The organism is Rhodovibrio sodomensis (genome assembly GCF_016583645.1).
GTDB lineage: Bacteria > Pseudomonadota > Alphaproteobacteria > Kiloniellales > Rhodovibrionaceae > Rhodovibrio > Rhodovibrio sodomensis.
The window spans coordinates 53,823-66,274 of record NZ_NRRL01000016.1 but is presented as its reverse complement, the minus strand read 5'-3'; the positions used below and the strand labels follow the sequence as shown (position 1 = coordinate 66,274).

The 12,452-nt window shown below is 71.2% G+C and carries 12 protein-coding genes and 1 tRNA gene; 4 read left to right on the top strand and 9 right to left on the bottom strand.

The window, feature by feature from the left end; translation table 11 throughout:
* On the top strand, positions 1-947 hold a 947-nt coding region (locus CKO28_RS08825; protein WP_200340268.1), incomplete at its 5' end, for an alpha/beta fold hydrolase.
* A 196-nt stretch (positions 948-1,143) separates the two neighbouring features.
* Here the strand turns inward: CKO28_RS08825 and hemB are convergent.
* The gene (gene hemB / locus CKO28_RS08820) at positions 1,144-2,124 is read right to left on the bottom strand and encodes a porphobilinogen synthase (RefSeq protein WP_200340275.1); all 981 of its coding nucleotides are present in this window, start codon (positions 2,122-2,124) and stop codon (positions 1,144-1,146) included.
* Between the two features lie 622 nt (positions 2,125-2,746).
* Here hemB and CKO28_RS08815 point away from each other — a divergent pair.
* Positions 2,747-2,822: transfer RNA gene (locus tag CKO28_RS08815), tRNA-Glu, on the top strand.
* Positions 2,823-2,942: 120 nt separating this feature from the next.
* Here the strand turns inward: CKO28_RS08815 and CKO28_RS08810 are convergent.
* Together CKO28_RS08810 and CKO28_RS08805 are read right to left on the bottom strand one after the other, a co-directional pair.
* The gene (locus CKO28_RS08810; protein ID WP_200340267.1) at positions 2,943-3,662 is read right to left on the bottom strand and encodes a hypothetical protein; all 720 of its coding nucleotides are present in this window, start codon (positions 3,660-3,662) and stop codon (positions 2,943-2,945) included.
* A 397-nt stretch (positions 3,663-4,059) separates the two neighbouring features.
* The gene (locus CKO28_RS08805; RefSeq protein WP_200340266.1) at positions 4,060-4,536 is read right to left on the bottom strand and encodes a DUF4168 domain-containing protein; all 477 of its coding nucleotides are present in this window, start codon (positions 4,534-4,536) and stop codon (positions 4,060-4,062) included.
* Between the two features lie 457 nt (positions 4,537-4,993).
* On the opposite strand from CKO28_RS08805, the gene CKO28_RS08800 reads away from it, so the two are divergent.
* Complete coding sequence (locus CKO28_RS08800) at positions 4,994-5,947, top strand: bactofilin family protein (RefSeq protein ID WP_200340265.1); 954 nt, start codon at positions 4,994-4,996, stop codon at positions 5,945-5,947.
* 23 nt (positions 5,948-5,970) lie between these two features.
* On the top strand, positions 5,971-6,774 hold the full coding sequence (locus tag CKO28_RS08795; RefSeq protein WP_200340264.1) for an alpha/beta fold hydrolase: 804 nt from the start codon (positions 5,971-5,973) through the stop codon (positions 6,772-6,774).
* Positions 6,775-6,798: 24 nt separating this feature from the next.
* Here CKO28_RS08795 and CKO28_RS08790 read toward each other — a convergent pair whose 3' ends face one another.
* From CKO28_RS08790 to CKO28_RS08765, 6 genes are all read right to left on the bottom strand, one after another.
* Positions 6,799-8,433, bottom strand: a complete 1,635-nt coding sequence (locus tag CKO28_RS08790) for an NTP transferase domain-containing protein (RefSeq protein ID WP_200340263.1) — start codon at positions 8,431-8,433, stop codon at positions 6,799-6,801.
* Positions 8,430-9,164 (bottom strand): XdhC family protein, encoded by a 735-nt coding sequence (locus tag CKO28_RS08785; protein WP_200340262.1) that lies wholly within the window; start codon positions 9,162-9,164, stop codon positions 8,430-8,432. Before CKO28_RS08785 ends, CKO28_RS08790 begins: the two co-directional genes overlap by 4 nt.
* Entirely contained in the window at positions 9,161-9,511 is a 351-nt protein-coding gene (locus CKO28_RS08780; protein ID WP_200340261.1) for an XdhC family protein, read from the bottom strand. The genes CKO28_RS08785 and CKO28_RS08780 overlap by 4 nt, the downstream gene beginning before the upstream one ends.
* Positions 9,508-10,749 (bottom strand): vWA domain-containing protein, encoded by a 1,242-nt coding sequence (locus CKO28_RS08775; protein WP_200340260.1) that lies wholly within the window; start codon positions 10,747-10,749, stop codon positions 9,508-9,510. The genes CKO28_RS08780 and CKO28_RS08775 overlap by 4 nt, the downstream gene beginning before the upstream one ends.
* Before the next feature lie 176 nt (positions 10,750-10,925).
* Positions 10,926-11,855: an AAA family ATPase gene (locus tag CKO28_RS08770; RefSeq protein ID WP_200340259.1), complete on the bottom strand. Its 930-nt coding sequence runs from the start codon at positions 11,853-11,855 to the stop codon at positions 10,926-10,928.
* Positions 11,856-12,068: 213 nt separating this feature from the next.
* Positions 12,069-12,422, bottom strand: a complete 354-nt coding sequence (locus CKO28_RS08765; RefSeq protein ID WP_200340258.1) for a YdbL family probable chaperone protein — start codon at positions 12,420-12,422, stop codon at positions 12,069-12,071.
* Positions 12,423-12,452 lie beyond the last annotated feature (30 nt).

Sequence of the window (12,452 nt, the reverse complement as noted above, 5' to 3'; positions counted from 1 at the left end):
CGCCATGGCTGACCGGGGACCTGCAGACGCTGCGCAACTTCTTGCTGCGCCCGCGCATCGATCTCAGCCCCTGGCCGGCGGAGCGGCTGTGGCTGCCGGTTTCGGGCGGCGATCAGCTGGCGGCCCGCCTACACGCCCGCGACCGGCTGGGCGAACGGCCGCTGGTGGTGCTGATCCACGGGCTCAGCGGCTGCGAAGACTCGATCTACATCCGCGCCAGTGCGCGCTTCTGGCTGTCGCTCGGCCATCCGGTGCTGCGGCTCAACCTGCGCGGCAGCCAGCCGTCGCGCCCGCGCTGCCGCGGCCATTACCACGGCGGGCGCAGCGAAGACCCGCAGTCCGCGCTCGACGCGCTGGTGTCGCGCGAGCGCTCGGCCGCGCGTCAGGGATTGATCCTGGTCGGCTACTCGCTGGGCGGCAACGTGCTGATCAAGCTGCTGGCGGAAGCCGGCCGACGCCTGCCGGTGCGCGCGGCGGCCAGCGTGTCCGCGCCGATCGACCTGGAGGCGACCTCCGAGCGCTTTCACGCGCCGCGCAACCGGCTTTACCTGCGCTGGCTGCTAACCCTGCTGAAGCGGGAGGCGGTTGCCCCGCCGGCCGAGCTGAGCGCGGCGGAGCGCCGGGCGATCGCCGAGGCGCGCACGGTGCGCGAGTTCGACGACCGCTTCATCGCGCCCCGCTTCGGCTTCGCGGATGCCGGCGACTATTACCGGCGCTGCTCCGGCCTGCGCTTCCTGCCCGAGGTCGAGGTTCCGTTCGCCGCCCTGCACGCGGACGACGACCCCTGGATCCCGGACGACGCTTACGCTGAGGCCGCGCGGATCGCCAACGCGAACCTACGCATCCACGTGACCGACGGCGGCGGCCACGTCGGTTTCCACGGCCAGGGCGACCCGCGGCCCTGGCACGACCGCGCGATCGAGGCATTCGTGCGCGCGGCGGGGTAGGCGAGCGGCGCGCTGAAATCCCCTCTCCCTCGACGGGAGAGGGAGGGGCCCGCGGACCGAAGGTCCGTGGGAGGGTGAGGGTGAAACTCCCCGCTGCGCGCCGAGGAGTCCCACCCTCACCCTAACCCTCTCCCGTCGAGGGAGAGGGGGCCCGCGGCGACGCTCGTGCTACGGGCGATACGTCGAGACTCCGCCGTCACGGCCGGTCGTACCAGCCCTTGTTGAGCTGCTCCGCGACCTCGACGGCGAGGTAGGTGAGCACGCCGTCGGCGCCCGCGCGCTTGAACGCGAGCACGCTTTCGAGCGCGACCTTGTCGTTGTCCAGCCAGCCCTGCTGGGCGGCGGCCTTGAGCATCGCGTACTCGCCGGAGACCTGGTAGACGAAGGTCGGCGCGCGGAACGCCTGCTTCACCCGGTGGACGATGTCGAGGTAGGGCATGCCGGGCTTGACCATCACCATGTCGGCGCCCTCCTGCAGGTCGAGTTCGACCTCGCGCAGCGCCTCGTCGGTGTTGGCCGGGTTCATCTGATAGGTCGCCTTGTCGCCGGTCAGCGCCCCGCCGGAGCCGACCGCGTCGCGGAACGGGCCGTAGAAGGCGCTGGCGTACTTGGCGGCGTAGGACATGATCTTGACGTCGGCGTAGCCCGCGCGGTCGAGGCCGGCGCGGATCGCGCCGACGCGCCCGTCCATCATGTCGCTGGGCGCGATGATGTCGCAGCCGGCCTCCGCCTGCACGACCGACTGGCGGATCAGCGCCGCGACCGTCTCGTCGTTCAGGATCTCGCCGTCCTGCACCAGCCCGTCGTGGCCGAGCGCGTTGAACGGGTCCAGCGCGACGTCGCAGATCACGCCGATGTCCGGGACCTGCCGCTTGATCTCGCGCACCGCCCGGCAGACCAGGTTGTCCGGGTTCCAGGCCTCCTCGCACGCCGGGGTCTTCTTGTCCGCCTCGATGTGCGGGAACACCGCGACCGCCGGGATGCCAAGCTCCTTGGCGTGGGCGACCTGCTCGACCAGGCGGTTGACCGATCGGCGGTAGACGTCCGGCATCGAGGGTACCGGCTGCTCGACGTCGTCGCCCTCGGTGACGAACACCGGCCACAACAGGTCGTTGACGTTCAGCTTGGTCTCCGCCGTCATCCGCCGGACCCAGCGGGTCGAGCGGTTGCGCCGCATGCGCACGGTCGGATAGGCGCCGGCCGGGTAGCCGGCGGCGACCTCGCTGCCGCTTGCAGCACTGCCAGCCGCCGGACCGGTGCCCGGTACGGTGCTTTCGGCGCCCGCGGCGTGCGGCAGGCTGCCCGCGCTGCGCCCGGCATTGCGGCGCGCCGCCGGGCTGTCGGGACGGCCGCCGCCGCGGGCGGCGGGATCGGACTTCGGGTGTTCCATGGACGCAGGCTCGCTCGCGCGATTTCTTGTTGGCGGGCGGCTGCCGGCAGCGGGCGGAAGAAGCCGCCGGAACCGCTCTTATTCGCGCGATCCTAAGTACCCTGCGCGCGGCCAACAACCCCGCTTCCACCCGGCAAGTGCGTCCTGTCCGCGCGGGCGAGGTGGCGAAGCGGCATCGCGGCACGTTCCCGTGCGTCTACTTAAGTGATTCCCCTCCGCCACCGGGAAGAGGGGCGCGCCGCCGCGTTCCGCACCCGCAGGGTCCGCGGCCGAATCGCCGGCCCGCGCCGCCGTGAAAGCCCCGAAAACCCGCCGGGCCCGGGCCGCGCGCCATCGATGTCCAAACCACGCCTTGCGTCACCCGCCCACGTGCGCTACATCGCGCGGGGCGCTGTCAGGCGCGGTTCGTGTCCCCATCGTCTAGTGGTTTAGGACACCGCTCTTTCAAGGCGGAGACCCGGGTTCGAATCCCGGTGGGGACACCATTTTGGCGTTGAGCGGCCTTTCCCACCCGGCAATGTGTTCGTGGTCTTTATGCCGGTCAGCGAGGTCGGGGAATTGATGCGGTAAAGCCAGCCTATGTATGCATACCTGGCGCGTAAACTTTAAACACACGTATCCAACAGCATCCGCGCCACCTGTGCCTTGTCCTTGAAGCCCAGCGAGCGGCTGGTGCCGAGGACGATCGAGCGCAGCAGCATGCGGTTGCCCTGGTACTCGACCAGGTCGAGCGCGAGCGGGGTGCCGTTGAGGCGGGTCCAGATCGCGCCGTCGGGTTCCACGCGGACCTTGTGCGGCGGCTTGGCGTTCGGCACCTCGGCCAGTTCCAGGCAGGCGGCGAGCGTGGCGTAGCTGACGCCGAGGTCGTCGACGCCGCGGCGCAGCACCACGCGCTTGGCGAACCGCTCGGGGTACTGCTCGGCGTATTCGGCGTAGACGTTGGTGTCCTCGACCGGCACGCGGGCGAGGCGGGCGCGCTTCAGGCGGCGGATCGCTTCCTCGACATACAGCGTGCCGGTGAGCGCGGTGTCGGTCTCCTGCAACGCCCGCCCGCGGGCGATCGCATCCTCCAGGGCCGCGATTTGGGCCTCGTCGCCCTGGGCCAGCAGGGCGTTCACGTCGCCGACGTAGTCCTGCACGGCCTGTCGTGTGTCGCCAAGCGGCAGGCGCTTTTGGCCGCCGCCGTGCATCACCGTGACCGGGCCCTGGTCGGTGTGGGTGTAGAGCGGCGGCGGGCCGGTGTCCTGGGCGTGGGCGGTCGGTCCGGCGGCGGCCAGCAGCAGGCCGGCCATGAGCGCGCGGGGCAGCGGTGCGAGACGGGTCATACCGGGGAGGCTAGCACGCGCCGGCGGTTTGACCACCCTCGGCCCGGGTCGACGGGTGGGCGCGGGCGCTCCCTGTGAGGAGACTTATGAACGTCCCAATCAACGCCCGTCGTCGACCCGTCGCCCCGTCGACACGGCCGCGGACGCGGCCTGCCCACGGGGAGAATGCCGGCATATCCGCGCGCTCCAGCGTCCCTCGTCGTGCGCCGCCAACCTCTTGCCGGCGGGTCGACGGGTTAATGGCTGGGGCCGGCGAACCCCGTGCGAACGCCGCTTGAAGGGCGGGGGGAGGCGTCGCGCGGGCTGGTGGATGCGCATGAAAAAGCCGTGCGGAAGCAGCTGAGCTTCCGCACGGCTTTGGCGCGGCGCAGCGGCGCCGGGCCTTGTGCCAGGGGCGTTAGGAGTTGCCGCCCTGCTGGCTGCTGCCCTGGCCCTGGTTGTTCATCTTCTCCTTGACCTTGCTGGACAGCTTCTGGGCCAGTTGCTTGTCCTGCTGCGCGGCCTTGGCGATCTGGCGGTATTCCTTCACCGAGATGTTGTCGGTGTCCTGGATCGTGGTGCGCATCTCGCCAGTCGCCTGCCGGGCCAGCTGCTGCGCCTTCTGCTTATCGCCGCCCTGCTGGGCCTTGCGGATCTTGGGCGCCCAGGCGCGGCGCACCTCCGACACCTTGACGGCCGCGTCGGCGAAGGCGTTCAGCTTCTGCTCGGAGAAGTCCGGGGTGGGCGCGCTTTGCTGACTCTGCTGGCTGTTCTGGGCCTTCTGAACGTTCTGGGCCTGCTGGCTGCCGTCGGCGGCCAGCGCCGGCTGTCCGGCCGCGGTGACCAGCGCAAGGCTGAGCGCCAGCGCGGCGATGCGCGTGATGCGGATGCTCATCGGTGGCTCTCCGGATAATGGGGACTCGTTGGTTCCAACCTCGTGGCGCGCTCACTCCCGGTTGGGCGGAGCCGCATTCGGGACGCCCGAACGCGGCGCGCGCAATTATAATGGGAATTAGCAGCCGGGGCCGGCGGCGTAAACCGCGCGGGCGGTCGTCGGCGGGTGTGGATGCTGTGTCGTTGCGGCCTTTTTGGCGGGACCCCGTGTCGGCGGCGTGGCAAGGGCCGACCGGCCCGGCGCCGCCCCGGGCGTTCACGTTGACGTGCGGTGCGTACGGGCGTACGCGTAATCGGTCTGCGGGGCTCGGGCGCGGGGCTGCCCCGGCTGCACGTACGGTGCCATAAGATCGCCACAGCTTTGCCGTACGCCGACGGGCGAGTCGCTGATTAGGCTGCCAAGCTGCCGGGCCCGCGAGGGGCCAGCCGGCAACGGCTTGAAGGAGGTCGCAGTGCCCTTGACGTCTACATTCACCCGCATCGCCTTCGCCCCCGCCGACCCCCCGGGGGGCGGCGACGCCTCGGGCGGGCCGCCCGTGCAGCGCCCGCTGGTACCGGGCATTCCCTCCCGCCGGGTCGACCCCAACGGCGTGGTGACGCAGCAGCCGCGGCATCGGCGCCCGAACCAGCAGCAGGCCGCCCGCCATACCGTGGCCGAGGAAGGCGAACTGGTGGTCGGCCAGGGCATCACGGTCAAGGGCGGCATCCGCAACTGCCGTCGGCTGGTGGTGCACGGCACGGTGCGGGCGACCGTCCCGGCGCGTGGGCTCGAGGTCGGACCCGACGGCGTGGTCGAGGGCCGGATCGAGGTCGCGGAGGCGACGGTGGCCGGCCGGTTTGACGGCGACCTGATCGTCGACGGCCCGCTGACGGTCGCGCCGGGCGGTCTGGTCAAGGGACGGGTGCGCTACCGCACCCTGACGGTCGAGGCCGGCGGCCACGTGTCCGCGGAGATCGACCAGATCGACAACGCCCCGCTGCCCGCCGCCGATGCATCGGGAGCGCACGCCTCCACGGTCGACGCTGGCGGGGACCCAGCCGGTGCGGCATCGGGCACGCCCGCCGCCGTCTCGCCCGCCCCCGTATCGCCCGCGGCCGGCGACGCGCAAGCGGAGACCGCGCCGGCGCACGCATCCGCGCCCGAGGCGGGCGACGGTGGGACCGACACAAGTGCGCCCGAGGATGCCGTGCCAACCGAGCCGGTCGCGCAGCGCGACGACTCCGGCATGCCGCCGGCGTTCAACGGTCTCGGCGGCCTGACCGGTCCCGCGGGCGAACCCGCCACCGACACGGGCGCCGCCGATACCACGGCCGTCCAAGCCGACGCAGCTGCCGACGATCCGGCCGAGGACGCTGACCAGGACGCGGAGCGCTTCTACCGGTCGCTCGCCCGGACTAGCGCGCGCGCCTGACCCGGCGCGAGGGCGGTGGTGCGGTGCTGCTGAAACTGCTGCTCGCCGGCCTGGTGGGCTACGCGCTTCTGGTCGGACTGCTCTACACCCAACAGCGCCAGATCCTCTTCAAGCCGGACCGCGGCACCCCGGAACGCCCGGCGGACGCCCCCGACGGCTTTGCCGAGATCACCAGCCAGACGGCCGATGGCCTGAGCCTGTCGCACTGGTACCTGCCGCCGGCGCGCGCGGGGGCGGGCGTGGTCGTCGTGCTGCACGGCAACGCCGGCAGCCGGGACGGCAGCTATCGGAAGTTCCAGGAGATCCATGCCTGGGGCTACGGCCTCGTGCTGGCGGATTACCGCGGCTACGCCGGCAACCCGGGCGCGCCCAGCGAGGCGGGCCTGATCGCCGACGCACGGTCGGTGCTGGACTGGCTGGCCGGGCAGGGCGTGCCGGCCGGGCGCGCGGTGCTGTACGGCGAATCGCTGGGCAGCGGGGTCGCGACCGCGCTCGCGGCCGAACGGGAGGTCGCCGGGATGGTGCTGGAGGCGCCGTTCACCTCGGTCGCCGACCTGGCGCAGCAGCAGTACTGGTACGTCCCGGCGAAATGGCTGGTGCGCGACCCGTTCGACAGCCGCGCCCGGATCCCTAGCGTGAGCGCCCCGAGCCTGATCCTGCACGGCGACCGCGACCCGACGATCCCGGTCGACCACGGCATCGCGCTGGCCGAGGCCGCCGGCGGCCGCGCGGAGCTGGCCCGCTTCCCCGAGGGCGACCATCTGAACCTGTGGCGTGTCGGGGCGGACGCGCGGGTCAGGGCGTTCCTGCAGCGGGTGTTGGGGTGAAGCTGGCGCGCAGAGACCCCGGCGTCATCCCTCGCGTCCCCGCCGGTACCCGTCCAAGGCCTCCGGGGTGTCCAGATCCGTGAAGGCGTCGCCGGTCTCGACCAGGCGGACCTGGTCGGGATAGGCCTGCAGGATCGGCTTGGCGCCCTGGTCGCCCTCGATCTCGCGGATCTCCGGGAAGAAGCGCCGGCCGAGCAGGACCGGGTTGCCGCGCCGCTCCTGCGCGCTCGCGGCGACGATCGCCGCGCCGTTGTCGGGATCGAACGCGTCGATCAGGCGGTCGACCGTCGCCGCGTCCACCCGCGGCATGTCGCCCAGCAGCACGACCACGCCGTCGATCTCGCCCGGCAGCGCCGACAGCCCGGCGCGCAGGGAGGACGCCATGCCGCTGGCGAAGGCGGGGTTGTGCACAGGCGCGACCGCGCGGTCCTGCAGCAGGTCCGCGACCGCTGTCTGGGCATGGCCGGTGACGACCACAACCGGGTCGGCCCGCGATCCCTCGGCGGCGTCCACCGCGTGCAGCAGCAGCGGCTGGCCGTCGACCGTTTCCAGCAGCTTGTTGCGCCCGCCCATCCGGCTGGACTGTCCGGCGGCGAGGACCAGGGCGGCGATCCGCGGGGCGGCGCCGGCACGCGGCACGCGCTCCGGCGCCGCGGCCGCGCGGGGCAGGGGCCGGGTCGGGATTTCCTTCAACAGGCCGCCCGCGCCCATCCGCATGATGTCTTCGCGCGTGACCTCCAGCCCGGCCATCAGGCGCCACAGCACCCAGTCGTTGCCGCCCACCCGCGACGAACGGGCGGATCCCGGCAGCGCCAGCACCGGCACGCCGTCGATCTCCGCCAGCACCAGCAGCTGGCCGGGGTCGACCGGCATGCCGTAGTGCCGGACCCGGCCGCCGGCGGCCGCGATCCCAGCCGGGATCACGTCGCGGCGGTCGGTGGTGGCGCTCGCGCCCAGGATCAGGATCAGCTCGGCGCCCCGGCGGCGCAGGGCGACCAGTGCGTCCGCCACGCTGCGGGTATCGTGCCGGGCACGCAGTTCGGCAGCCAGGTGGCCGTGCAACCCTTCGACCCGGGCGGTTACCGCCTCGGTCGTCTTGGCGAGCACCTTATCGCGCGTGCCGGGCAGGGTGGTCTGCAACAGGCCGCAGGCGCGCGGCCGGAACGGCGCCACGCGGATCAGCGGCGTACCGCCCGTGCGCGCGGCCTGGGCGGCGGCGTCGGCCGTCGCCTCGGCGACGCCGAGCGGGATCACTTTCACGGTGGCGATCAGCTGGCCGCGCTCGACCCGGTCGTAGGGATGTACCGCGGCGAGCGTGATCTCCTCGGCGACCAGGTTGACCGCGTCCAGGCGGTCGCGCGCGAACACCGCCACGCCGTCGGCCTCGGCGAACAGGTTGACGCGCCCGGTGGCGGCGGTGCCGAGCGAGACGCTGTCGCCGCGGCAGGCCTCGGCGACCCGCCGGGCACCGGCATCCTCGTCCAGGTCGCCCGCGGCGAGCCGGACGGCGGCGACCGTCTCGACCCCCGCGGCCCGCAACGCGCGCACGTCCTCGGCGCTCAGGCGCGTTCCTTTCTTGAAGGTGCGCGCCCCGACCTGCTGGCTGTGCGCCAGGATCGCGCCCTCGGCCTCAAACGCCGGGATGTCGGCGAAGATCATCCGACAGCGGCCGGCTTGGCCCCCTTCACCAGCGGGGCGGCGCCGTGCAGGACCTGGGTCATCTGCGCCATCGCGGCGAGCGCGATCTCCGCCGGCGCGCGGCCGCCCAGCGGCAGGCCGAGCGGCCCGTGGATGCGCTCCAGCTGGACGTCGGAGAAGCCTTCCTGGCTCAAGCGCTCCAGCCGCTTGGCGTGGGTCCGGGTGGAGCCCAGCGCGCCGATGTAGAAGCACGGGCTGTGCAGCGCCTGGACCAGGGCGGGATCGTCCAGCTTGGGATCGTGGGTCAGGGTGATCACGGCGGTCCGCCGGTCGAGGTCGAGCGCCGTCAGCGCATCGTCCGGCCAGTCGTGGCGCAGATGGACCGAGGGAAACCGGCTGTCAGTCGCGAACGCCCGGCGCGGGTCGACCACCGTCACCTCGTACTCCGCCAGGCGGGCCATCGGCGCCAGCTTCTGGGCGATGTGCACCGCCCCCACGACGATCAGGCGCAACGGCGGATTGAACACCTCGACGAACAGGTGGGCGTTCGGCTCCGCCAGCCGGCCGGACCTGTCGTAGCGGACCGCGGCATCGATCTCGTGCAGCACGGGCGTGGACAGCAGCAGTTCGCCGGCGACCAGATCGCCGTCGTCGATCAGCGCTTCCTCGCCCTCCTCCAGATCGGTTACCAGCGCGACCGGACGCTTGTTGGACCGCGCGTCCTGAAGCTGGCGAAGCACCGCGCGCTTCATTCCATCTTCTCCACGTAGACGTGGACCGTGCCGCCGCACGCGAGGCCGACGTCCCAGGCCTGCTCGTCGCTGACGCCGAATTCCAGCATCTGCGGCTTGCCCGAGCGCATCGTCTGTTTGGCGGCATCGACCACCGCGCCCTCGATGCAGCCGCCGGAGACCGAGCCCGCCATGTTGCCGTCGGCATCGACGATCATCTGACTGCCGGTCGGCCGGGGCGAGGAGCCCCAGGTGGAGACGACGGCCGCGCGCGCGACCGTGCGGCCCGCCTCCAGCCAGGCGAGCGCGGTCTGCAACTCGTCGTCCTGCGGCACGCCGCCGGTCGGGCGCGCCGCGTCGGCAGTCATGTCTCGACCATCTCCAGCCATCGGCTCAATCCCTCCTGCCGCGTGCCGGCCGGCTTGGCGAGCGCCTGGGCCAGGTCTTCCAGGCTGTCCAGGCTGTGTACGGCCCGGAAGGCGTCGACGTGCGGCATGATCGCCTTCGCCCCCATGGATTTTGGCTGATAGCCGCCGTACCGCAAGAGCGGGTTCAGCCAGATCAGCTGCCGACACGACTTGTGCAGCCGTTCGACCGCGCGCTGCAGACCCTCGGCGTTGTCGCGGTCGAGGCCGTCAGTGATCAGCAGCACGGTCGCGCCCTGTGCCAGCACGCGCCGGGACCATACCCGGTTGAAGGAGTCCAGGCAGGCGCCGATGCGCGTGCCGCCTTCCCAGTCGGTGACCTCGTTGCCGACCTTCTCCAGCGCCTTGTCGACGTCCTTATGGCGCAGATAGTGCGTGATGTTGGTCAGACGCGTGCCGAACACGAACGATTGCACCCGGTCGCGGTCGCTGGTGACGGCGTGCATGAAGTGCAGCACCATGCGCGAATACTGCGCCATCGACCCGGAAATGTCGCAGATCAGGACCAGCGGCGGCGGGCGCTTGGTCTGCCTGCGCCACTGGATCGGGATGTCGCCCGAGCCGGAACGCAGGGCCGCGCGCATGGTCCGGCGCATATCCGCCCGGCCCGGGGTGCGCGCGGCGCGATAGCGGCGGGTGCGCAGGAGATCGATCGGCAGTTCCAGCTCGCGGATCGCGCGCTTGGCCTGCTCCATCTCGGCGGTCGACATCTGCTCGAAATCCTTGGTGCGCAGGATGTCCTGCTGCGACCAGGTGAGCGTGGCGTCGACCTCGTATTCCTCCTTCTCGGTCTCCTGCTGCTCGCCGGGCGCCTGCTGCATCGCTTCCTGCAGACGCCGTTTGACCCGCTCGCGCCGTTCCTCCTCGCCGGTCGCCTTCTGGAACTCGGGCAGCAGCATCTGCATCACCCGGTCCAGGATCTTCGGGTTGCGCCAGAATAGGTGAAATGCCTGGTCGAACAGCGCGACCTGATCGCGCCGGGTGACGAAGACCGCGTGCAGCGTCCAGTACAGGTCGTCGCGCCGTTCGATGCCGACCGTCTGAACCGCCCGCAGCGCCTCCAGCACCTTGCCGGGCCCGACCGGCAGGCCGGCCGCGCGCAGGGTGCGGGCGAACAGCGTCAGGTTCTCGACCAGCCGGCCGTCGGTCTCGGGAAGGTCAGGGGGTGTGGGGTCGGTCATGCGCGTTGTTCAGTCTCGACGGGTTTCAAGCGGACACCGGTGCCCACTGATCCCCCTCCTCCACTGGGAGGGGCTAGGGGAGGCGGGACCACGGGGGCGAATGCCGCGGGCAACCTCCTCTCCCTGACCCTCTCCTCGCACTGGAGGAGAGGGGATTTTTTGTTACACCCGCCACCTCACACGCTCCGCCGCGCGGTTTCGGTCTGCATTTCCTGCTTGACCTGGTCCAGGATGCGCCGGGCCTCGCTGCCCTCGATCCTGGCGATGTCGTCCTGGTACTTCAGCAGCACGCCCAGCGTGTCGTCGATCGCGCCCGGTTCGAGCGCGACCTTGTCGAGCTGGGTCAGCGCGTCGGCCCAGTCGAGCGTCTCCGCCACGCCGGGGACCTTGAACAGGTCGATCTCGCGCAGCTTCTGGACGAACGCCACGACCTGCCGGGTCAGCTCGTCGGCGGCGTTGGGCGCCTTGACCCGCAGGATCTCCAGTTCGCGCGCGTACGTCGGATAGTCGACCCAGTGGTAGTAGCAGCGGCGCTTCAGGGCGTCGTGGATTTCGCGCGTGCGGTTGGAGGTGATCACCACGATCGGCGGCTTGGGCGCCTTCACCGTGCCAAGTTCGGGAATGGTGACCTGGAAGTCCGACAGCACCTCCAGGAGGAACGCCTCGAACGGCTCGTCGGTGCGGTCCAGCTCGTCGATCAGCAGCACCGGCGGGCCGTTTACGTCCTCCCGCAGCGCCTTCAGGATCGGCCGCTCGATCAGGAACTGCTCGGAGAAGATGTCGGCGGACAACTGGTCCCGGTCGCGGTCGCCGGCGGCCTCCGACATCCGGATCTCGACCATCTGCCGGGCGTAGTTCCATTCGTAGACGGCGGAGGCGACGTCCAGGCCCTCGTAGCACTGCAGGCGAACCAGGCTGCGCCCGAGCGTTTCGGCCAGCACCTTGGCGATTTCGGTCTTCCCGGTGCCGGCCTCGCCCTCCAGGAACAGCGGCCGGCCGAGCGACAGCGACAGGTAGAGCACGGTCGAGAGGCTGCGGTCGGCGACATAGCGGCCGGAGGAGAGCAGCTGCTGGGTGTCGTCGACACTGGTCGGCAGGGCGGCCATGCGGATCGCGGCTCCCTTCGATGCTGAGCGCGGCCCGATCGGCGCGCGGAGACGGGTCTGGGCGGGCTTGCTAGCAAGATGCCGAAAGGTGAAGCCACCTTTCAGCTGAATCCTGCTCTCTCTTCAAGCAATTAGAGCAAAATCGATGAAGGTCGGCTCGACCTTCATCGTGAATTTTGCTCTAGCAGACGCCTGACCCCCCGGCAAGCGCGCCTACTTGCGGACGTAACTCCCGTCCGGCTTCTTGAAATAGGTGCCCACGGGCGCCTTCTCCAGGATCTTCGGCGCGTAAATCTTGGCGACCGCTTCCGGAGAGACGCCCTGCTGCTCGGCGCGCTTCCGGTAGAGCTCGCGGCGCTCCGCGTTGACCCGCTCGACGATCTGCTTAGCCTCTGGCGGCGGGTTGCTCACCCTGACCTCGACGTAGCCGTCCCAGCGCTCGGCGATCACGCCTTGCCTGCGCAGTTCGTCAAGCGAGGCGGCCGCGGCCGGGCCGCTCGCGCCGAAGCTGGCGAGGGCGACCGTCAGGCCGGCAAGGGCGGCTAGAAAGGATCGGCGGTGCAACATGGGCGGCGGCTTTCCAATTGCGCAGGTCAA